Origin of the sequence: Flavobacterium franklandianum, from assembly GCF_007097365.1 — a bacterium.
Taxonomy (GTDB): Bacteria; Bacteroidota; Bacteroidia; order Flavobacteriales; family Flavobacteriaceae; genus Flavobacterium; species Flavobacterium franklandianum.
Genome location: NZ_VJZR01000014.1, coordinates 70,133 through 90,881 on the forward strand (window position 1 = coordinate 70,133; position 20,749 = coordinate 90,881).

Here is a 20,749-nt window from a genome sequence, read left to right on the forward strand (position 1 = left end):
GTACGAAGTGATTTTACTTTCAGCCTCTTACTTCTAACTTCTAACCTCTAATCTCTAACATAACAATGACTAACGAAGCATTACAAAATTTAACAAGCAGCTGGGTTCCCGAATTGGAATTCACTGAAGAAAAATCCCAGTTTTTAAATATCACCGTTCAGCCCGAACAGCTTCACTCACTAATGACGCAATTGAAAAGCAATTCCGAAACGAATTTCGATTATTTGTTTTGCTTAACTGGTATGGATTGGGGGGCAGCATTAGGTGTTGTTTATCATCTAGAATCTACTACTCACAGACATCAAATAGTGGTAAAAGTAAAAACCGAAGACCGGGAAAACCCAACATTCGACACGGTTTGCAACATTTGGTACACTGCCGAATTCCACGAAAGAGAAGTTTTTGACTTCTTCGGAATAAAATTCAACAATCATCCTAACTTGAAAAGACTTTTCTTGACCGAAGACTGGGATGGATTTCCGTTGAGAAAAGATTATGTAGATGAAATTAATATGATTATCAAATAACAAAGTTATTTTTCTTTTGAACCATTAAGAAATTAAGGTTCATTAAGATTAAAACTTAAATTTTCTTAATTCCCTTAATGGTTTAAAAAATGAAAATATAATAAAGTTGTTTTTCTTCTGAACCATTAAGAAAATTAAGGTTCATTAAGATTAAAACTTAATTTTCTTAATGGTTTAAAAAATGAAAATTTAAGTCCGCAAAGCGGGCGTACAAATAAATAAAAATGGATACAACTGTAATAAACAATTTTAAATCCGAAGAATATCAAATTAATATGGGGCCGCAACACCCTGCAACTCACGGAGTTTTGCGACTTTTATTGACTATTGACGGTGAAATAATCAAAAGAGTAGAACCCGACTTAGGCTACATCCACCGATCTATCGAAAAAATGTGTGAACGCGACAGCTATCAGCAAATCGTGCATTTGACCGACCGAATGGATTATCTTTCTTCGCATATCAACAACGAAGCCGTTTGTCTAACTGTTGAAAATGCACTTCAATTGGAAATTCCAGAACGTGTAAAAGTCATTCGAACCATCATTGCCGAATTAACCCGAATCGCATCTCACACATTGTGGTGGGGTGTTATGGGAATGGACGTTGGAGCTTTGACTACTTATTTCTACGGTTTTAGAGACCGTGAATTGATTAACGATATTTTCGAAGAAACTTGTGGTGCTCGTTTGACGATGAACTACAACATTCCCGGAGGATTAATGTTCGATATTCACCCGAATTTTGTAAAAAGAACAAAGGAATTTATCGACCATTTCAAAACAAAATTACCCGAATACGATTTGCTTTTGTCCAACAATATCATCTTCCGAAAAAGGATGGAAGGCATTGGAATTTTATCCAAAGATGATGCGATTTCTTTTGGAGCTTCTGGTCCTGTGGGTCGTGCTTCTGGCTATTCCTGCGATGTGAGAAAACACCATTCGTACAGCGCTTACGATAGAGTAACTTTCAACGAAATCTTAAAAACCGAAGGCGACACCTATGCTCGTTACCAAGTTAGAATCTTAGAAATGTGGGAATCCTTGTCGATTATCGAACAATTGATAGACAATATTCCAGAAGGTGAATTTTTTACTAAAACCAATACCGTAATCAAATTGCCAGAAGGCGAATATTACCAAAAAGTAGAAACTGCAAGAGGAGAATTGGGGGTTTACATCGTTAGTACGGGGACAAAAAATCCATACCGAATGAAATTCCGTTCGCCAGGATTCTCTAATTTATCTTTATTAAATCACATCGCCGTTGGTGGAAAAATTGGGGATTTAGTGGCTACGATGGCAACTCTAGACCTTGTAATTCCTGATATTGACAGATAAAATTATTTTTATGAACATTACAAAAAATATTCACGAATGGCTTTTTAGCCTGATGCCAGCAACCACAGCAAGTATTGTGGAAATGGTTCTGATAGCCGTTGTTTACCTCGGTATTTTTGCAGTTGCCGGTTTATACTTGGTTTTACTCGAAAGAAAAGTAGCTGCTTGGTTTCAATTGCGCTTGGGACCAAACAGAGTAGGGTATCAAGGTTTATTACAAACTATGGCCGATGCCCTAAAATTGGTTTCCAAAGAGTTGACAGGAACCATCAAAGCCGACAAATTTTTATACAATTTAGCTCCTTATTTTGTTATTATAACCGCCTTGATGGCGATATCGCTTTTCCCTTTTACACAAGAATTTCAAGCCTTTGACATCAATATTGGTATTTTCTTTTTAATCGCTATTTCCTCGATTGGAGTAATCGGAATTTTATTGGCGGGTTGGAGTAGCAATAACAAATTTGCCTTAATTGGTGCAATGCGAAGCGGTGTTCAAACCATTAGCTACGAATTATCGGTTGGATTATCGCTATTGACAATGGTTTTAATGACAGGTTCCTTGCAACTTTCGCAAATTGTCGAAGTTCAAAAACACGGTTGGCTGATCGTTCAAGGACATATTCCTGCCGTGATTGCTTTTATGATTTATATGATTGCTGGAACTGCTGAAACCAATAGAGCTCCTTTTGATTTGGTGGAAGCCGAATCCGAATTGGGTGCTGGTTTCCACACCGAATACTCGGGAATGAAATTTGCCTATTTCTTCTTGGCAGAATTTATCAATATGTTTATCATCGCTTCCATCGCTACAACAGTATTCTTTGGAGCGTATTTATCTCCTTTTGGTATAACCGAAAACATTCCGTTGCTTGGTGTTTTTTGGTTTTTAATAAAAACATTAGCTATCATATTTTTAATGATGTGGTTCCGATGGACTTTTCCAAGGCTAAGAATTGACCAATTGCTAGTATTGGAATGGAAATATTTGCTTCCACTAAACTTAATGAACTTGATTATAATGGCGTTGATGGTACTGCTTGGATTAACAATTCAATTTTAAAAATTATGAGTTATTTTTCAGATATATATAATGGTGTAAAAACACTTCTTACAGGAATGAGTGTCACCGGAAAGTATTTTTTACATTCCAGAAAAGGGGCTATAACCCAACAATATCCTGACAACAGAGCTACTTTGCAAATGTTTGAACGTTTTCGTGGCGAGGTAGTGATGCCGCACGATGAAAACAACGAACACCGTTGTACAGGTTGCCAAAAATGTGAATTGGCTTGCCCGAACGGAAGTATCGAAATTATTTGGGACAGACAAATTGATCCTGAAACAGGCAAAAAGAAAAAAATGATAGACCAACACATTTATCATTTAGGAATGTGCACGATGTGTAGTTTATGCATCGAAGCCTGCCCTACCGATGCTATCAAATGGGCGCAGAATTTTGAAAATTCCGTTTACGATAGAACGTACCTCACTAGAGTTTTAAACAAACCAGGATCGAAACTAATGCCTGGAGTAGAAGATTAAGGGAAGTGGGAAGTGTGAAGTGGGAAGTGTGAAGTGGGAAGTGTGAAGTGGACTTAAAACGAATTGATTACAACAAAACAAATATCATTAAATAATGGAATTACTTAATTTATGGAAAAAATTGTATTTTATATTTTAGCGCTGATAATGATTGTCTCAGCTATTGCCTCTGTAAGCAGTCGCAAAATGCTTCGATCTGTGATTTACTTATTGTTTGTTCTCATCGGGGTAGCGGGAATTTACTTTTTAATTGATTACAATTTCTTAGCCGCCGTTCAATTAACGGTTTATGCAGGAGGGATTATCGTCTTGGTTATTTTCTCGGTTTTATTGGTGCATCATATCGAAATGGAATTGGAAATGGCTCAATTATCTAAAAAAATTCTCACCGGAATATCTTGTTTAATTGGACTTGGTCTTTTCTTATTCATTATTTATACCAATGATTTCAAAGTGGTCGAAAATTCGAAAACTACATCTGTTGAAGCTATTGGCCGAGGACTTTTGAGCTACGACTCAGGCGGATTTATACTGCCTTTTGAAGTCATCAGTATTCTGTTGTTGGCCGCTATGATTGGAGCCATCATCATTGGAAAAGGAGACAAACTAACTAAAAACGACGACACATTATGATAGCTGGAATTAGCATCTACGAAATTTTTACCCTTACCTCTATTTTATTTTTTATAGGTATTTATGGGTTTATCACCAGAAAAAACTTGATTTCGATATTAATATCTCTCGAGTTGATTTTAAATGCTTCGGCGATAAATTTTGTTGTCATCAACAAATATTTATATCCCGATGTGTTGCAGGGCGTTTTCTTTTCGATTTTTATTATTGCTGTGGCTGCCGCCGAAACTGCGCTTGCCGTTGCAATAATTATTAATCTTTACCGACAAATAAGCTCTGTTGAAGTGAAGGACACTGAAATTATGAAGTATTAATATTCAACAACTATGGACATCTCTTATATACTATTTATTCCATTAATTCCTCTAGCTGTTTTCTTGCTTTTGGGAATTGGTTACCAGAAAATCAAACCAACGGTTTCTGGATATATTGGCGTTGCTGGATTAGCAACTTCGGCAGCACTTTCTTATTATGCTGCTTACCAATACTTCTTCGTTAGCGGAAAAGTAGATGGTGTTTACCAAACAATCGTAGAAAAAACGGTTTGGATGAACTTCACCGATACCTTGCATATCGATATGGGAATTTTGGTGGATCCAATATCCATAATGATGCTCGTCGTGGTAACTACCATTTCCTTGATGGTACACATTTATAGCCGAGGTTATATGCACGGCGATACAGGATATACTAAATTCTTTGCTTTTTTATCGCTGTTTTCCTTTTCAATGCTTGGATTGGTATTGGCAACAAACCTTTTCCAAATCTATATTTTCTGGGAATTGGTGGGTGTTTCTTCCTATTTACTAATTGGCTATTATTATACCAAAACATCGGCAGTTGCTGCAGCAAAAAAGGCTTTTATCGTGACTCGTTTTGCTGATTTTGGATTTTTAATTGGAATATTAATAGTAGGTTATTACGCTGGCACATTTGATTTTGAAACTTTAAATGCAGTCAATCCAGAAGGTGAAGGTTTACTTTTAAATTGGGCTTCTACTTCCTTTATGGGATTATCCGTTATCACCTGGGGATTGCTACTCATCTTTATGGGAGGCGCAGGAAAATCGGCGATGTTCCCATTACACATTTGGCTACCCGACGCGATGGAAGGTCCAACACCCGTTTCGGCCTTGATACACGCGGCAACAATGGTTGTAGCAGGAGTGTATTTGGTGGCTCGTTTATTCCCGATGTATTATTTCGTTGAAGATGGTTTTGCCTTGAATGTTGTAGCTTATGTGGGTGCGTTTTCTTCCTTGTTTGCAGCCATAATCGCTCTCACACAAACGGATATTAAACGAGTTTTAGCTTTTTCGACGATGTCTCAAATTGGTTATATGATGTTGGCCTTGGGAGTTTCAAGTTATAAAGGTCACGAAGGTGTTGGTTATATGGCGTCAATGTTTCATTTGTTTACTCACGCAATGTTCAAAGCCTTATTATTCTTGGGTGCTGGTTCTGTAATTCACGCCGTTCACAGTAATTATTTGAAAGATATGGGCGGTTTGCGCAAGTATATGCCCATAACCAATATTACATTCTTGATCGCAGCATTGGCTATAGCCGGAGTTCCACCATTCGCAGGATTTTGGAGTAAAGACGAAATCTTGGTTGCAGCTTTCGAAAAAAATCAATTGCTTTATTTTGTTGGACTTTTCGTAGCGGGATTGACAGCCTTTTATATGTTCCGACTTTATTTTGGCATCTTTTGGGGAAAAAATACCAAGTACAAACACGAGCCGCACGAATCACCAATGTCTATGGCGTTTCCGTTATTGTTCTTGGCTTTTATGAGTATTGTAGCAGGATTTATTCCTTTCAGCGAATTTGTAACTGCCGATAAAGTGGCTTTCGAAGCACATTTAAATTTACCATTGGCAGCCGTTGCAGTTGGAACGGGATTAGTTGGAATCATCATTGCTTGGATTTTTTACAAAAAAGAAAATGATTTGGCCGAAAGGTTTGCCAATGCTTTTGGAATATTTTACAAATGGACTTTTCATAAATTCTATTTCGATGAAATCTATATGTTCGTTACCAAGAAAATTGTTTTTAATTTAATTTCTACTCCAATTGCCAAATTCGACAAGAAATATGTGGACGGAACGATGGAAGGCATTGGAAACAAAACAGTTCTAATTTCCGAAAAAATAAAAGGATTACAATCTGGAAGATTACAAGATTACGCTATGTTTTTTGTTTCTGGTGTTGTATTTATAGCCTTGATATTCATTTATTTATGGACAAACTAATCAATTAATATGGATATTTTATCACTTTTTGTAATTGTACCTGTACTCACAGTTATAGCTTTGTTTTTTTCCAATGGATTAAAACAGGCTCGAATTATTTCGATGATTGGAAGCTTTATTCAACTCGGAATGGCTATCAATTTGTTATTTACGTATTTAAAAGAAAGAGCTGTCGATAAAAGCGTTATGCTTTTCACTCAAGATTATGTTTGGTTCGAAAATTTCAATGTTCATTACGCCATTGGAGTAGATGGAATTTCAGTAGCATTATTGCTATTGACCTCAATTGTAGTGTTAGCAGGTGTTTTCATCTCTTGGAAAACCGACGATTTACCCAAAGAATTTTTTATTTCACTCTTGGTTTTAGCTACAGGTGTTTATGGATTCTTCATATCTATCGACTTATTTACGATGTTTGTGTTCTACGAAATCGCCGTAATCCCAATGTATTTACTGATTGGAATTTGGGGCTCAGGGCCAAAAGAATATTCGGCAATGAAGTTAACACTAATGTTAATGGGAGCTTCAGCCGTTTTGATGGTGGGCGTTTTGGGAATCTATTTCAATTCTAATGCCGATGGAGGGGCTTTAACGTTCAACATCTTAGAAATTTCGAAAGTACACATTCCCTTCGAAGCACAGAAATTATTTTTCCCTTTGACATTTATTGGCTTTGCCGTTCTTGGCGCTTTATTTCCATTTCATACTTGGTCACCTGATGGTCACGCATCGGCACCAACAGCAGTATCAATGCTACACGCTGGAGTTTTAATGAAACTAGGAGGTTATGGTGTTTTCAGAATTGCAATGTTTTTATTGCCATTGGGCGCTATCGAATGGTCTTGGTTTTTCATTATATTATCAGCAATTGGGGTAATTTATGGTGCCTTTGGAGCGTTGAAACAAACCGATTTAAAATACATTAATGCGTATTCCTCCGTGAGTCACTTAGGAATGGTGTTGTTCGCTTTATTGATGTTGAACAAAACTTCTTGGAACGGAGCCATTTTACAATCGCTTTCCCACGGATTTATGACTGCCCTATTCTTCGCCTTAATCGGGATGATTTACGGAAGAACACACACCAGAGACATTACAAAATTAGGAGGGTTATTAAAAGTAATGCCTTTCATATCAGTTATTTATGTTATTGCAGGTTTGGCTTCATTAGGATTACCTGGATTTAGTGGTTTCGTTGCCGAAATGAACATTTTTGTTGGTGCATTCCAACACGAAGAAATGTTTTATAGAGTAGCAACTGTAATTTCGGTATCCGCCATTGTAGTAACAGCCGTTTACATACTACGTGTTCTGGGAATTATGCTAATGGGTGAAGTGAAAAACGAAGAATATTTAAATTTACCAAAAGCAACTTGGTTCGAAATAACAGGCATAATGTTGCTCTTGATTCCAATGATTGGAATGGGTGTTGCTCCACTTTGGTTGAGCGATATGACAATGGAAAGTGTTGGACCATTTATTCAAGGAGTACTAAATCATTTATAAAATAACTAAAATGAATTTGAACAGTTTTATCGCAATGCGACAAGAAATTTTTCTCTTAACAATACTATTATTGTTGATCGTGGGCGAAATTTTCATCCATAAAAACAAAAAAGAAAGTCTAGTACATTTTGCCTTATTTCTATTTGGCATTCACACTATAATAGGCTTTTTTGCCATTGAAGAAACCAGTTTATTTGGCGGAATGTTTCGCACGAATACCCTAATTCATTTCTTCAAAAATGCACTTAATGTAGGCGTGCTAATAGTTCTGCTTCAATCAGCCGATTGGATTCAAGAAAAAATGGTGCCGCTAAATAAAGGAACAGAATTCTTTATGTTGCTATTTTCTTCCCTGTTAGGAATGTATTTTATGATTTCGGCTGGTGATTTTCTAATGTTTTACCTTGGATTGGAATTATCGACTTTGCCTGTGGCAGCATTGGTAGCTTGGGAAACTTCCAAAAGAATTTCGAGTGAAGCCGGTGTGAAATTTATCCTTTCAGCAGGATTAGCTTCAGGAGCTTCCTTATTTGGAATCTCACTTTTGTATGCCGCAACAGGTTCTATCTATTTTGCAGATATTTCAACAGTTTTAACTTCAACTAACTTAACATTATTAGGTTTCTTATTGTTTTTTGCAGGATTGGCATTCAAAATATCCTTAGTGCCTTTTCACTTTTGGACGGCTGATGTTTATGAAGGAGCTCCGATTGGCGTTGCTTCCTATTTATCAGTAATTTCAAAAGGAGCCGCTGCCTTTATTTTGATGATTTTATTGTTTACCGTTCTAAAACCATTGATGCACGTTTGGGAAAACATTATTTATGTGATAGCCCTAGCAACAATGTTCATTGGTAACTTATTCGCTTTGCGCCAACAAAATATGAAACGATTCTTGGCCTTTTCATCCATTGCTCAAGCCGGTTTTATTTTATTGGGACTAATCACGGGAACACAATTAGGAACAGCTACTGTAGTGTATTTTATATTGGTATATATCTTCACGAATTTGGCTGCTTTCGGAGTAGTTCAAGCTATCGCATTGCAAACAGGAAAAGAAAATAGAGACGATTATAACGGTTTGTACAGAACCAATCCTAACTTGAGTCTCGTGATGATGTTGGCTTTGTTTTCCCTAGCAGGAATTCCTCCTGTTGCGGGATTTTTTGGTAAATTTTTCTTATTCGCAGCAGCGGCAAGCAAAGGTTATTATTTATTAGTTTTCTTGGCTGTGGTCAATGTAACCATCTCTCTTTACTATTATTTATTGGTGGTAAGAGCTATGTTCATCAGAAAAAATGAAAATCCTATTCCATTTTTCAAAAGCAAAATTTATATGCGTTTGGGACTACTACTTACCGTTTTGGGTATTCTTGTTCTAGGATTATACAGCCCATTATACGATTACATTTTTGAATTAAGCACCCTTTTTAATAAATAAGTTATGGCATCATTAGACGGAAAACATTCATTTGGAAGCATCGGAGAAACAAGAGTCACTTTTGTGGAAAAAGGCGTTGACGAAGGTCGTAGGGATTTCTTGAAACAGCTCTTGGAACACAACGGCTTTGAAGTAATTTTCGAAGAAGAAAAGAAAAAAGTGGAAGAAGATCCTCAATTATATACTGTAGCAGTAACCGATATGGTTTTCAATCCGACCATCTGGATTTTCGAACGAAAAATGAAAACTCTCGATGGACACAAAGTAACCCAAGATTACTGGTTTCAAAGAACTACCGAAACCAATCCAATGTATTGGAAGAATTCGTAAATTCAAGATTAACCAACCAAAAGCCAATCTAACAAAATAGATTGGTTTTTTATTTGGGCGTGCCACCACCTTCGCTAGCTACGGTGCTGTCAGGCTGTTCGCTCTATCTTTATTTTCTTAAAGAAAGAAAACAAAGGATGCCGCTGCCATCCCTCACGCAACCCGTTTATAAGCTTACACTTATAACATTAATATCCCTAAGAACAAAATATCTTAATTTGCAATGTGGCAAATGTGATAGCGCTAATCTTCTTTCTCCTGAATTCAAAGGTGCTAAAATTCCATCTAAGACATAGTTATTTTTAACATCATAAATTACTGAACATCTTGCTTGAACTATGCTAGTGGTTGTTTGGTTTTTTGAATCAACATATAAAGATTTTAATTCACTAGTGATAGGTAAGGTAATTCGAGAACCATCTATCGCTAATAGTCTAAATTGCCCCCATATTTTTATAGCTTCATTATTATCAGTGTAAAATTTATCTATTAAAGTTTGAGAGTTTTTTAAAGACTTCTGGTTTTACTTTTATTCGAGCTTGAACAAATGCGCTCTTTGTAAACTTACCACCAATATTGGGTTTTAGAAAACTTATGAAGTTATCAATTTCCATAGTGAGGCTTTTTCTAAGAAAGTTTAACATAAATAGCAAGATAAATGGAAAATTCTGTTTTCTATTTCGTGTAAAGTGTTTTAATGAAACTTTATATTCATTTTTCAATACCTCACTAAATAATTGAATTTGTATCTTTTTGAAGATAAAAATAGTTATTTTTTTCAAAGTTAAAATCATTTAGCATCATATATATTTATGAATAATATTACTAAAAAATATATAAAATGTTGAAAATGTATGATCTAACCCCTTAATTTAATGACATTGGACGACCGCTAGAGAAGGTGAAGCCTCTAAAGTAAAAAATGACAAAAATGAAATCACCTATGAAGTAGGGATTGTTCTTGACGGAAAATTTTATGATGCTATTTTTGATCACAATGGCGATTTTATTGAAATTATACAAAAAAAATAGATTATTTATAAAATTTGGTTGGTTGGTTGGTTGGTTAGAAAGTCAGCAATGCGTTTTGTTGATTTTTTTCTTTATAACAAAAACTACTACTATTTCTTTAAAATTGAGATATTTAATATAAAAAAAATAGATTTACATTTGATACGATTAATTAATAAAGAGTTATGAAAATAAATATTTTTAAAATCATTCTAATTTCATCATTCTTAGCATTATTTTCTTGTGTAAATAAAATTAAAAATATTGAACCAAAACCATATAAAGCTGGCGTAGTCATTTCTTTTGACGATGCTTATGTAGATGAATGGTTTGATGCCGATAAAGTCTTGAAAAAATACGATTGGAAAGCTACTTTTTGTGTATGCAGAATCGATTCTATTGGTAAGCCTCAAATCAAAAAACTGCTTGATTTACAAAAAGAAGGTCACGAAATGGCTGGTCACGGTTATCATCATTATAATGCTGTGAAGTTCGTTCATAAATATGGAATCGATGAATATATGAAACAAGAAATAAACCCGATGATTGCTTCAATGAAGAAAAAAGGTTTTAACGTTTCCTCCTTTGCCTATCCTTACGGAGAAAGATCAGAGCCACTTGACAAGGCATTGTCGCCTAAATTTAAAGTAATAAGAGGTAGGGATTTTTGTGATAATGTTCCTGAAAAAGAAGGTAGTTATTTTAGAGATTCTAAATTTATGTATGCGTTTGATATTGACAATAATCACATTCATTTTAGCATTCCTTATCTTTTAGAATTACTGGATTATACCAAGAAGAATAATAAAATTTTGATTTTATGTAGCCACAAACCAGTTAAAAATTTGACTAAAAATTATCAAATAAAGATTGAAACGTTAGAGTTTGTTTGTAAATATATGAAGCTTAATGATATGAAATTTTATAGGTTATCTGACTTGGATAGTTTAGAAACCATCAAATAAACAAAACACAATGAACATACTAATTGTAGAAGACAACAAAGAACTAGCCACCGAATTAAAAGAATCTCTTTCAAGTTCGGGTTATGTGTGCAAAATTGCCAACACTTGCGAAGATGCACTTGATGAATCCAATAGTAATGATTATGATATAATGCTGCTCGATTTAGGTTTGCCCGACGGAAGTGGTTTTGATGTATTGAAATCAGTTAGAAAAAAAAAATCCAAAATGGCGGTAATTGTGGTTACGGCTCGTGGCGAACTTGATGATAAAATAAACGGACTGCAACTGGGTGCCGATGATTATTTGACCAAACCATTTGCACTTACTGAACTTCAAGCGCGGTTATTTGCTATTGTAAGACGATTAGGCGGATTTGCCCAAAACGAATTCGAACTTTATGGTTTTACACTTCAATTACAAGATTATAAAGTGAGTTATAACGGAATTCCAATAAAACTGACCAAAAAAGAATTTGATATTTTACAGTATTTAGTTTTGAATAAAAATCGAGTAATTACTCGTTTGCAACTTACAGAACACGTTTGGGGCGATATTCTTGAAGTGAATTCGGATAGTAATTTTATAGATGTTCACGTGAGGAACCTTCGCAAAAAATTAGATAAACACACCACCATAGAATGGTTTGAAACCGTTAGAAATGTTGGTTACAGGATAAATAGTTAAGCTATGAAATTAAAACACAAACTATCATTATTTAATATTATATCAAAATTATTATTGGTAGTTATTTTATGGATTGCCTTTCCGTATATCGTAAAAAAGGTGATTTATAATAATGCTGATAAAAATTTATTAGAAAAAAAAGAAAAATTTACTAATAATTTGGATTCTAAAGAAATTAAAGATTTTTTATTAACCAAAGATTCTACGGAAGAATATGTTAGTTTCTCTACATTACACGATGAATTTATTGTATTAGAAGTTTCTCCAAACCAAAAAAAAATTAATAGAAATGTGTTTTTTAATGATAAAAGAAAAATTGAAAATCAAGAATCTGAATATCGAATTTTGCAACACAACTTTACTTATAACAAAGTCAATTATCAACTTGAAATAGGTTCCAATATAAAAGATATAAATGAATTAGTCGAATTACTTCATTACAACATTCTATTCACTTTTTTGGGAGTCGCTTTTTTTACTTTTTTCATAGATCTTTCCTATGTTTCCTATTTACTGAAACCTTTTTATAAAATTGTAGAAACAAAAATCAAATTGATTAATGAACCCGAAAAGTTTATTCATATTCCTATAGATAATACAACTTCTGAATTTAAAGAGTTAGACACCGCTTTGAACCAAATGATGTACAGAATAAATGAACTTTTCCTAAAAGAAAAGCAATTTATTGGCAATGTTTCGCACGAATTATTAACGCCAATTTCAATTTTAAAAAACCGATTGGAAAACTTAATTCAAAACCAATCGTTGAATGATAACGCTGTCGATAAAGTTTCAGATTCATTACAAACCTTAGACTTGATGAAAAAAGTAATTGCCAATTTACTTTTAATATCCAGAATAGACAACAAACAATATCAAATTAATGAAGTGATTGATTTTGACAAAATTATTTCCGAATTAATTGAAAATCTTGAAGATCGAATTCAAGAAAAACATCTTGTAATCACAAAGAATATTCTTCATCAGGTTCATTTTGCAGGAAACCAAACACTTATTAAAATCTTATTGAGTAATCTATTAACCAATGCTATTAAATACAACAATTACAAAGGAAGTATTGTTATTAGAGATGAAATTATAAATCATAAATACTATTTGACCATTTCCGATTCAGGACTTGGAATGAGTACCGAACAAGCTTCTCAAATTTTTAATCGATTTTCTCGTATTCATTTTGACCAAGAAGGACAAGGCATTGGGCTAGCCATTGTGAATAGTATTGCCCAGTTGCATCAAATAGAAATTCAAGTTGCATCCGAAATAAACCAAGGAACTAACTTTACATTAATCTTCCCATATCCTAAAAACTTAATAAAAAGTTAAAGTTTTTATCATTGGTAAAATCTTCATTTTCTCTTCATTTAGCCGTTATACATTTGACCTATAAATAATAACGTTTATAATAAATTATAACAATTTAAATTTTAGAAATTATGAAAAAAGTAATGATGTTAGCATTAATGGTTCTAGGAACTTCGGCTTTGGTAAGCGCTCAAACAACTCCTGTAAAAACTGCAACAGCTAAGGAAGTAAAATCGGGAACACACAAAAAAGAAAAAAAACACGAAACAAAAATGGAATCTACAAAAAAAGAAACCAAAAAAGCTGAAGCAGCAAAAAAATATTAGTTGTTAAAGAAAAGTTTTAATAAATAATTAAGATTGATGATGAGGAAAGCTGTTCAAATTAAAAAATTGAATGGCTTTTTTAATGCAATATCTTAAAAAAACAATATTTAGAAAATAGTAGGAAATAGACAATGAGCGATAACAAACAAATATTTCAAACCACAACCAAAGCAAGATGGAGAACTTTTCAGTGGTCAAGTCGGATTTTTATTTTTGGAATACTGCTATTAATTCCCGTTTTTATTCTTACACTCCACCGAGGATTAAAACCAAAATTACCCTTATTAACCAACGTTTATAACGACGTTACAACGCTATTAAATCCAAGTATTCCTGTTGCATTTGACCAACAAGAATTAAAAAAATACAGAGGGTTTGATGCTTTTTTGCGAGAAAAAGAAAAAAATGACAAACTAAAAAATAGTGTAAAAGTCAACCACAAAGAACAAGTAAGAGCAGCATTTTATGTGGATTGGGATCCACAAAGTTTGTTTTCATTGCAAAAAAACATCAAAAAACTAAATATGGTTATTCCAGAATGGTTTTTTATTGACCCAAAAACAGAATTACTTAAAACAGAAATTGATACCGCCGCATTAAAAGTAATGAGAAAAAACAATGTTAGAATTGTACCTCTCATTAATAATATTGACATTTCAAAACAAGATGGAGATTTTGATGGAAACTTGATACATCGCATTATCAATAATCCAGCCAAAAAAGTGCGATTGATTAATGATATTGCTAAAACGCTAAAAAAATATAATTTTCAAGGAATCAATATCGATTTTGAAGAATTTAAAGAAAAAGGCGATGAACCCATTATTGCTTTTCAAAAAGGATTGTACGAAAAACTACACCCAATGGGCTTGATTGTTTCTCAAGATATAATGTCTAGTAATGAAGATTTTAACATAAAAGAACTGGTAAAACACAACGACTATATGTTTTTAATGGCATATGATGAGCATTATGCAGGCAGTATTTCCGGTGATATAAGCGGACAGAAATGGATAGAAAGTCTGCTTGACGAAACTGCAAAAGAAATCCCTGAAAACAAAATAATTCTTTGTTTTGCAGGTTATGGTTACGATTGGCAAGAAGGTAAAGAAGGACAAACGGTTACGTATCAAGAAGCTTTATCAAACGCCAGATTATACAAAGCCACAATAGATTTTGACAAAGATAGTTATAATAACAACTACGCTTATACTGACAGTAATGGCAACAAACATATTGTAAATTTTACCGATGCTGCTACCAATTTTAATACTATTCGCTTTGCTGACGAATACGGAACTGCAGGAACAGCCTTATGGCGTTTAGGAAGCGAAGATGATCGTTTATGGCATTTCTATAATCGTAGTTTAACTGATGCTAGTTTGCAAAAGAAACCTTTTGATTATAAAACATTAGAAAATGTAAATTTTGGCTTCGCAACCCCAGATTATATAGGCGATGGCGAAATATTGAATGTGGTAACCAACCCAGAACCTGGCAAAATAAACCTCGATATTGACAAAAAAGAGAACATTATTACGGAGCAAAAATACATTCAATTGCCCACAAAATATGTGATAAAAAAATATGGAAATGTAAAAAACCAAGTCGTTCTTACTTTTGATGATGGACCGGATCCAACGTATACACCACAAATTTTAGATATATTAAAAAAAGAAAAAGTATCAGCTACTTTTTTTGTAGTGGGTTTACAAGCCGAAAATAACATTCCGCTTTTGCAACGCATTTATAATGAAGGACACGAAATTGGCAATCACACCTTTACACATCCAAATATTGCTACAGTGAGTTTAGAAAGAGCTTCCACAGAAATGGAAAGTACTCGCTTATTAATTGAGGCTGTAACAGGAAGAAGCACCGTGTTATTTAGAGCACCTTACAATGCTGACGCAGAACCTACCACCGAATCTGAACTAAAGCCAATAACATTAAGTAAAGAGCAAAATTATTATACGGTAGGAGAAAGCATTGATCCCAACGATTGGGAAAAAGGAGCAAAAGCCGATAGTATTTATGCAAGAACCATAAAACTATACGAAGCCAATCCCGAAAAAGGAATAATATTACTACACGATGCTGGCGGAAATCGTCAAGCCACAGTTGATGCTTTGCCACGAATTATAAAATACTTTAAAAGCAAAGGAATACAGTTTACAACTGTTGCTAACTTGTTAGGCAAAACCAAAAATGACTTGATGCCAAAAGCAAACGAAAGTTTTTTGAGTGTTGATAATTTTATTTTTGATTTTGGTTATTGGCTTGGTCATTTCATATTTGCTACGTTTTGGGTTGCTATTATTTTAGGATTTGCTAGAATTCTACTTATGTTTATTATGGCTTTTATAAAAAAATACAAAGACCATAAACATCCTCCATCTTATAACTTGCAAAACACTAATCCATTTCCAAAAGTGAGTATTATTGTTCCTGCTTATAACGAAGAAATAAATGCAGTAAAAACCATTGATAATTTGCTTTTGCAAGATTATCCCAATTTTGATATTATTTTTATAGATGATGGTTCGAAAGACAAAACGCATCAAATGATCCTGGATGCTTTTAATACAAATCTAAAAGTGAGTGTAAACACCAAACCCAATGGAGGCAAAGCATCGGCGTTAAATTTTGGAATTAATTTGGCACAAAATGATTTTGTAATTTGTATCGATGCCGATACACAACTCAAAACCGATGCGCTGACGCAACTGATGAAATGCTTTACCATTGAAACCAAAAATAATCAGGAAATTGGAGCTGTTGCCGGAAATGTAAAAGTGGGTAACGAAAATACAATGCTTACCAAATGGCAAAGTATAGAATACACAACGGCTCAAAATTTTGATAGAAGAGCTTTCGATTTAATTAACGGAATTACAGTTGTTCCTGGTGCTATTGGTGCTTTCAAAAAAGAAGCAATTGCCAAAGCTGGAGGTTTTACCACCGATACTTTAGCAGAAGATTGCGATTTGACAATTCGTATTTTGCGCAATGGTTATAAAGTTGTTAATTGTGTAGAAGCAGTCGCAATTACTGAAGCTCCAGAAACTTTGAACGAATTTATGAAACAACGTTTCCGATGGAGTTATGGTGTTATGCAAGCGTTTTTTAAAAACAAAGATGCTTGTTTCAATCCACAATACAAAGGTTTAGGAATGGTGGCTTTACCTAATATTTTAATTTTTCAAATTATATTGCCCATTTTTGCACCATTAGCAGATTTGGTTTTGATTGTCAGTTTAATTTGGAATCACAATAACCCCGAAAGCTTGCATAAAATAGGCATTTATTACATTGTTTTTATGTTTGTAGATGTTTTGGTTAGTATTGTAGCCTTTGTGTTTGAAAAAGAAAAATTAAGCAAATTATTTTGGCTCATTCCACAACGTTTTGTTTATAGACAAATAATGTATGTGATTTTGTTTAAAGCTATCAAAAAAGCCATCAAAGGCGAAAGTCAAGGTTGGGGCGTTATGAAACGAACAGGAAATGTAAAAACCGTTCAATAAAATAAATAATTAGTTTAACTTAACTTTAAAATTAAAAAAAATGTCAAACAACACTTCGCAACATATATTAAACACATCAGCTAATTTACTTGGATTTTGTCTTATTGTGATTACTTCGTTGCATATGACAAATTCTACAAAAGGTAATCTTATCGATGAGTTTACATCTGTAATTGCTCTTTTACTTACCGTTTCAAGCTTTTTTTCATTTTTGTCAATAAAAAGTCAAAATGCAAAAAGAGAACAAAAGCTAGAGAATATTGCCGATATTTTTTTTCTAATATCAATTATTGGAATATTGGCAATAATACTGTTTATGGTAAAAACATATTGGTTAATTTAAAACATAGTTAAAATGAAAAATGATGCCAAAACACTTTTAAACGCTGAAACATCACAATTAGCAAAACTTCAAAAAATTGTAACGCAAACCATTGATGATGAAAAACTAATCATCAATAATTTACTGAATCCACCAGCTGATATACTCACAAGAGGTCAAAAAATATCCGATAAAGTTGCCAGTTTTGGTGGAAGTTGGGCTTTTATAATATCCTTTTTTATTATACTATTTACTTGGATATTATTTAATACCATAACTCCAATAAAAGATAATTTTGATCCTTATCCGTTTATTTTAATGAACTTAATTTTGTCTTGTATTGCCGCTTTGCAAGCTCCAGTAATTATGATGAGTCAAAACCGTGTTGAGGAAAAAGATAGAAAACGTAGCGAAAATGATTATTTGATTAATCTAAAATCGGAACTAGAAATTAGAGCCTTACACGAAAAAATTGATTTGTTGCTAGAAGAACAAATAAAAGTATTATTTGATAGCCAAGCCAAACAATTAAACATTTTAAAATCTATTGAAAAGAAATTAACAAAGTAGGTGGAAAACTGATATCAATATCCTGCCTTAGATAGAAATTTCAGCACGAAGAATAACCGTTTATGTTTTTATCATCGTAGCGATTCGTTTTTCAAAAAAAAAAAATTAGCTCAATTGTCAGGAATTGATTTGGTTTTTATTTTACTAATTAGCAACAGTGTACAAAACGCAATGGTGGGAAGCAAGGTGTCTATAGAAAACTGATTAATTGCTACTTAGACTTTGTATGTTTAAATTATATTTTGAAACGAATACTATTTAGAACCAAAAAAAAAAGTAAATTTATACAAGGCAAATCGGTTGTATTAATTTATATCGGAATGATTCAAACCCATAATTTAGAAGCCACAGGTATTATGCTAAACGAACTGAAATCTGCTGTTAGATAACACGGAATATTTGATGCAAAACACGTTTTCTTGGAAAAACTAGAAGTTGATGAAAGTATAAGTAATGTTCAGAATTCAATAGAAAAACAAACCAATCATATCCTAAATAAACAACATTTGTCGTAAGACGTAATTTTAAAAAAATGAAGCACATTCCAAACATAAATCTTTTTTACTGGGCATTAATTATTAGTGCCAACACAATGGGGGAAACCGCTGGAGATTTAATTTCGCAAACATTTAATTTAGGATATGGTGGTGGTACTATTGTTTTGGCACTATTATTTTTAATTGCTTTACTGTTATCTATTTATTCCAAAAAACAAAAACCAATATTATATTGGACAGTTATAACACTAGCAAGTACATTAGGTACAACAATATCCGATTTTATAAGTCGTTCCTTTTTTCATCTGCAATTAGGTTTTACTGAAAACCAAGGTTACACTTTCGGAACAATTATTTTGATTAGTGCAATAATCATTACATTCAGTATTTGGAAATATCACTCAAAAACCAACACGATAGAAAACGGTTTAAACAAACGAACCGAATTTTTATATTGGATTGCTATTTTAACATCTAGCACTTTGGGAACTGCATTTGGAGACTTATTGGCACACAACACACCTCTTGGTTTTGATGGTGGCACGTTGCTATTGCTATTATTTCTTACAATTGTAGTAGGACTTGTCTATTTTACAAAAATATCACGAGAACTTTTATATTGGTTGGCTATAATAATAACACACCCAATTGGTGCTACAATGGGCGATTATCTTACCAAACCTGAAGGAATGAATTTTGGAAACATCAAAGCAAGTTTGGTTTTAATTGTTATTTTTATAATTGTAATCTTTATAAGAAAAATCGGATCAATAAGAGACGTATTGAAAATATATTAAAAGTTGAAAGATGAAAGCATTAGTCATTTCTGGTGGTGGAAGTAAAGGAGCATTTGCTGGCGGCATAGCCGAATATTTATTGCAAGAAAACAATAATGATTATGATTTGTATGTAGGAACTTCAACAGGTAGTCTGTTAATTCCATTTTTGGCTCTTGATGATATTGAACGCATCAAAAAAATATATACTAGTATTCGTCAAGATGATATTTTTAGTGTATGTCCTTTTATTGTAAAAAAGAAAAATGGTGTTATAAGAACAAGAATCAATCACTTTGGGATTATTAAACAATTTATAAAAGGCGAAAAAACATTTGGAAATAGTACCAATTTAAAAAACCTAATTCTTACTAATTTTACAAAGGAAGATTTTGGAAAAATAAGATTGTCTGGAAAAGAAATTATAGTCACAGTTGCAAATTTGACCAAGCAAACTGTTGAATATAAATCATCAAACAATTATGAATATAATGATTTTTGCGATTGGATTTGGGCTTCGGCGAATTTAGTTCCGCTAATGAGTGTTTTAACAAAAAATAACCAACAATATGCCGATGGTGGTTTTGGGAATCTAATTCCAATACAAATTGCTATAGAAAAAGGAGCTACAACTATTGATGCTGTTGTTTTACGCCTTGAAAAATGTGATTATAATAATCCACCTTTACAAAATGCAATGGATGTTTTCGTTAGAACTTTCGATTTTATGTTAAATCAAATAGGTGTTGACGATTTATTAATTTCAAATCTTCAAGCATTAGACAATAATGCAATAATTAACTTCTATCATATTAATAAAACACTAACTACTCATTCTTATGTTTTTGATGCGACAGAAATGAAACAATGGTGGGAAGACGGTTTTGAATATGCTAGACTTAAAAATTCTGCTGTCCAGAAAGAATAAAATTGTAAATTTATAACTATTCAGTTTAGGTATTTTATTGATTCGGTTATATGTCAGTAAGATAAACTGCTGTTAATACAACGATTGAGAAGAAAAACGCTTCAGCAGAATCCTTTAACGCCAAAATAAAAGCATTTAGATCTCAATTTAGAGGAGTTAGAAACATTGAGTTTTTCCTTTTTAGACTAACAAATATTTATGCTTAATTTTTGTCGCTCCACAGGTTTTGGGATTGATCC

General features: G+C 33.2%; 20 protein-coding genes and 1 pseudogene. All 21 read left to right on the top strand.

What is annotated here, in order from left to right; all coding sequences use genetic code 11:
- Window positions 1-65: 65 nt before the first annotated feature.
- Window positions 66-527, top strand: a complete 462-nt coding sequence (locus FNW17_RS13685; RefSeq protein WP_144071936.1) for an NADH-quinone oxidoreductase subunit C — start codon at window positions 66-68, stop codon at window positions 525-527.
- Window positions 528-751: 224 nt separating this feature from the next.
- Window positions 752-1,870, top strand: a complete 1,119-nt coding sequence (locus tag FNW17_RS13690) for an NADH-quinone oxidoreductase subunit D (RefSeq protein WP_144071937.1) — start codon at window positions 752-754, stop codon at window positions 1,868-1,870.
- 10 nt (window positions 1,871-1,880) lie between these two features.
- Complete coding sequence (nuoH, locus tag FNW17_RS13695; protein ID WP_143390722.1) at window positions 1,881-2,933, top strand: NADH-quinone oxidoreductase subunit NuoH; 1,053 nt, start codon at window positions 1,881-1,883, stop codon at window positions 2,931-2,933.
- Window positions 2,934-2,938: 5 nt separating this feature from the next.
- A complete protein-coding gene (locus tag FNW17_RS13700) occupies window positions 2,939-3,415 on the top strand; it encodes a 4Fe-4S binding protein (protein ID WP_144071938.1) in 477 nt (158 codons plus the stop codon).
- A gap of 111 nt (window positions 3,416-3,526) precedes the next feature.
- On the top strand, window positions 3,527-4,048 hold the full coding sequence (locus FNW17_RS13705; protein ID WP_143390720.1) for an NADH-quinone oxidoreductase subunit J family protein: 522 nt from the start codon (window positions 3,527-3,529) through the stop codon (window positions 4,046-4,048).
- Window positions 4,045-4,362, top strand: coding sequence for an NADH-quinone oxidoreductase subunit NuoK (gene nuoK, locus FNW17_RS13710; RefSeq protein ID WP_143390719.1), 318 nt, complete (start codon window positions 4,045-4,047; stop codon window positions 4,360-4,362). Before FNW17_RS13705 ends, nuoK begins: the two co-directional genes overlap by 4 nt.
- Before the next feature lie 12 nt (window positions 4,363-4,374).
- The gene (gene nuoL, locus FNW17_RS13715; protein WP_144071939.1) at window positions 4,375-6,303 is read left to right on the top strand and encodes an NADH-quinone oxidoreductase subunit L; all 1,929 of its coding nucleotides are present in this window, start codon (window positions 4,375-4,377) and stop codon (window positions 6,301-6,303) included.
- Between the two features lie 9 nt (window positions 6,304-6,312).
- Window positions 6,313-7,809 (top strand): complex I subunit 4 family protein, encoded by a 1,497-nt coding sequence (locus FNW17_RS13720; protein ID WP_144071940.1) that lies wholly within the window; start codon window positions 6,313-6,315, stop codon window positions 7,807-7,809.
- 10 nt (window positions 7,810-7,819) lie between these two features.
- The gene (locus tag FNW17_RS13725) at window positions 7,820-9,250 is read left to right on the top strand and encodes an NADH-quinone oxidoreductase subunit N (protein ID WP_143390716.1); all 1,431 of its coding nucleotides are present in this window, start codon (window positions 7,820-7,822) and stop codon (window positions 9,248-9,250) included.
- Between the two features lie 3 nt (window positions 9,251-9,253).
- Window positions 9,254-9,580 carry a hypothetical protein gene (locus FNW17_RS13730; protein WP_144071941.1) on the top strand — a complete coding sequence of 109 codons (327 nt, stop codon included), beginning with the start codon at window positions 9,254-9,256 and terminating at the stop codon, window positions 9,578-9,580.
- Between the two features lie 1,196 nt (window positions 9,581-10,776).
- On the top strand, window positions 10,777-11,556 hold the full coding sequence (locus tag FNW17_RS13735; protein ID WP_144071942.1) for a polysaccharide deacetylase family protein: 780 nt from the start codon (window positions 10,777-10,779) through the stop codon (window positions 11,554-11,556).
- Between the two features lie 10 nt (window positions 11,557-11,566).
- Window positions 11,567-12,241, top strand: a complete 675-nt coding sequence (locus tag FNW17_RS13740; RefSeq protein ID WP_144071943.1) for a response regulator transcription factor — start codon at window positions 11,567-11,569, stop codon at window positions 12,239-12,241.
- 3 nt (window positions 12,242-12,244) lie between these two features.
- Window positions 12,245-13,585, top strand: a complete 1,341-nt coding sequence (locus tag FNW17_RS13745) for a sensor histidine kinase (RefSeq protein WP_144071944.1) — start codon at window positions 12,245-12,247, stop codon at window positions 13,583-13,585.
- A gap of 110 nt (window positions 13,586-13,695) precedes the next feature.
- Window positions 13,696-13,890: a hypothetical protein gene (locus tag FNW17_RS13750; protein ID WP_144071945.1), complete on the top strand. Its 195-nt coding sequence runs from the start codon at window positions 13,696-13,698 to the stop codon at window positions 13,888-13,890.
- Window positions 13,891-14,021: 131 nt separating this feature from the next.
- Window positions 14,022-17,417 carry a polysaccharide deacetylase family protein gene (locus FNW17_RS13755; RefSeq protein ID WP_144071946.1) on the top strand — a complete coding sequence of 1,132 codons (3,396 nt, stop codon included), beginning with the start codon at window positions 14,022-14,024 and terminating at the stop codon, window positions 17,415-17,417.
- A gap of 40 nt (window positions 17,418-17,457) precedes the next feature.
- Entirely contained in the window at window positions 17,458-17,760 is a 303-nt protein-coding gene (locus FNW17_RS13760; RefSeq protein ID WP_143390709.1) for a hypothetical protein, read from the top strand.
- 12 nt (window positions 17,761-17,772) lie between these two features.
- Window positions 17,773-18,309: a DUF1003 domain-containing protein gene (locus FNW17_RS13765; protein WP_143390708.1), complete on the top strand. Its 537-nt coding sequence runs from the start codon at window positions 17,773-17,775 to the stop codon at window positions 18,307-18,309.
- Window positions 18,310-18,551: 242 nt separating this feature from the next.
- Window positions 18,552-18,698, top strand: a complete 147-nt coding sequence (locus tag FNW17_RS16385; RefSeq protein WP_185965311.1) for a hypothetical protein — start codon at window positions 18,552-18,554, stop codon at window positions 18,696-18,698.
- Between the two features lie 143 nt (window positions 18,699-18,841).
- The gene (locus FNW17_RS13770; protein WP_143390707.1) at window positions 18,842-19,603 is read left to right on the top strand and encodes a COG4705 family protein; all 762 of its coding nucleotides are present in this window, start codon (window positions 18,842-18,844) and stop codon (window positions 19,601-19,603) included.
- A gap of 10 nt (window positions 19,604-19,613) precedes the next feature.
- On the top strand, window positions 19,614-20,510 hold the full coding sequence (locus FNW17_RS13775; protein WP_143390706.1) for a patatin-like phospholipase family protein: 897 nt from the start codon (window positions 19,614-19,616) through the stop codon (window positions 20,508-20,510).
- 95 nt (window positions 20,511-20,605) lie between these two features.
- Window positions 20,606-20,716 (top strand): annotated as a pseudogene (locus FNW17_RS13780) (transposase); the annotation flags it as partial.
- Window positions 20,717-20,749: the final 33 nt, after the last annotated feature.

Excerpts from the sequence above, each read along its gene's own strand:
- FNW17_RS13685 (WP_144071936.1), top strand. The coding sequence starts at position 66 with ATGACTAACGAAGCATTACAAAATTTAACAAGCAGCTGGGTTCCCGAA.
- FNW17_RS13690 (WP_144071937.1), top strand. The coding sequence starts at position 752 with ATGGATACAACTGTAATAAACAATTTTAAATCCGAAGAATATCAAATT.
- nuoH (WP_143390722.1), top strand. The coding sequence starts at position 1,881 with ATGAACATTACAAAAAATATTCACGAATGGCTTTTTAGCCTGATGCCA.
- FNW17_RS13700 (WP_144071938.1), top strand. The coding sequence starts at position 2,939 with ATGAGTTATTTTTCAGATATATATAATGGTGTAAAAACACTTCTTACA.
- FNW17_RS13705 (WP_143390720.1), top strand. The coding sequence starts at position 3,527 with ATGGAAAAAATTGTATTTTATATTTTAGCGCTGATAATGATTGTCTCA.
- nuoK (WP_143390719.1), top strand. The coding sequence starts at position 4,045 with ATGATAGCTGGAATTAGCATCTACGAAATTTTTACCCTTACCTCTATT.
- nuoL (WP_144071939.1), top strand. The coding sequence starts at position 4,375 with ATGGACATCTCTTATATACTATTTATTCCATTAATTCCTCTAGCTGTT.
- FNW17_RS13720 (WP_144071940.1), top strand. The coding sequence starts at position 6,313 with ATGGATATTTTATCACTTTTTGTAATTGTACCTGTACTCACAGTTATA.
- FNW17_RS13725 (WP_143390716.1), top strand. The coding sequence starts at position 7,820 with ATGAATTTGAACAGTTTTATCGCAATGCGACAAGAAATTTTTCTCTTA.
- FNW17_RS13730 (WP_144071941.1), top strand. The coding sequence starts at position 9,254 with ATGGCATCATTAGACGGAAAACATTCATTTGGAAGCATCGGAGAAACA.
- FNW17_RS13735 (WP_144071942.1), top strand. The coding sequence starts at position 10,777 with ATGAAAATAAATATTTTTAAAATCATTCTAATTTCATCATTCTTAGCA.
- FNW17_RS13740 (WP_144071943.1), top strand. The coding sequence starts at position 11,567 with ATGAACATACTAATTGTAGAAGACAACAAAGAACTAGCCACCGAATTA.
- FNW17_RS13745 (WP_144071944.1), top strand. The coding sequence starts at position 12,245 with ATGAAATTAAAACACAAACTATCATTATTTAATATTATATCAAAATTA.
- FNW17_RS13750 (WP_144071945.1), top strand. The coding sequence starts at position 13,696 with ATGAAAAAAGTAATGATGTTAGCATTAATGGTTCTAGGAACTTCGGCT.
- FNW17_RS13755 (WP_144071946.1), top strand. The coding sequence starts at position 14,022 with ATGAGCGATAACAAACAAATATTTCAAACCACAACCAAAGCAAGATGG.
- FNW17_RS13760 (WP_143390709.1), top strand. The coding sequence starts at position 17,458 with ATGTCAAACAACACTTCGCAACATATATTAAACACATCAGCTAATTTA.
- FNW17_RS13765 (WP_143390708.1), top strand. The coding sequence starts at position 17,773 with ATGAAAAATGATGCCAAAACACTTTTAAACGCTGAAACATCACAATTA.
- FNW17_RS13770 (WP_143390707.1), top strand. The coding sequence starts at position 18,842 with ATGAAGCACATTCCAAACATAAATCTTTTTTACTGGGCATTAATTATT.
- FNW17_RS13775 (WP_143390706.1), top strand. The coding sequence starts at position 19,614 with ATGAAAGCATTAGTCATTTCTGGTGGTGGAAGTAAAGGAGCATTTGCT.